The 643-nt window shown below is 49.5% G+C and carries 1 protein-coding gene; it reads left to right on the forward strand.

Annotation, left to right across the window (positions count from 1 at the left end):
• Nucleotides 1-643: polyprenyl synthetase family protein (locus tag A3735_RS24440; RefSeq protein ID WP_068638805.1), on the forward strand; the 643-nt coding region annotated here is incomplete at both ends.

Raw genomic sequence — 643 nt, forward strand, 5'->3', positions numbered from 1 at the left:
TGGGAGGCAAGCGCATTCGACCCATTTTAGCCTTAGCGACAGCCAACTGCTTTGCAGTTCAGGCAGAGCAGGCAATGGATGCAGCCTGTGCAATTGAATTTATTCACGCCTACTCTCTTATCCACGACGACCTACCCGCGATGGACGATGATGACTTGAGGAGAGGTCAGGCCACCTGCCATAAAGCGTTTGATGAAGCCACGGCTATTCTGGCAGGTGATGCCTTACAAGCAATGGCCTTTGAATTACTCAGCCAAGCCAAACACTTTGGTCTCGAAAGCCAGATCAAAATGATCCAGCTGCTGACAAAAGCAAGTGGTGCCAGAGGAATGGTGCTAGGGCAAGCAATCGATTTTAACTCTGTCGGGCAAACCTTGTCTCTGAGCCAGCTTGAAAACATGCATCGACATAAAACTGGTGCCCTGATTGAAGCCTCTGTACAAATAGGCGCGCTAAGCAGCCCGTCAGGCGTGACGAAACAAGAATATGAAGCGCTAACCAACTACGCACAGGCTATTGGCTTAGCTTTCCAGGTTCAAGACGACATTCTGGATATTATCAGTGACACCCAAACACTTGGAAAAACCCAAGGTGCTGACATCGCGCTAAACAAACCGACCTATCCTGCCCAGCTTGGTTTAGA

It is taken from the genome of Oleiphilus sp. HI0061, assembly GCF_001635675.1.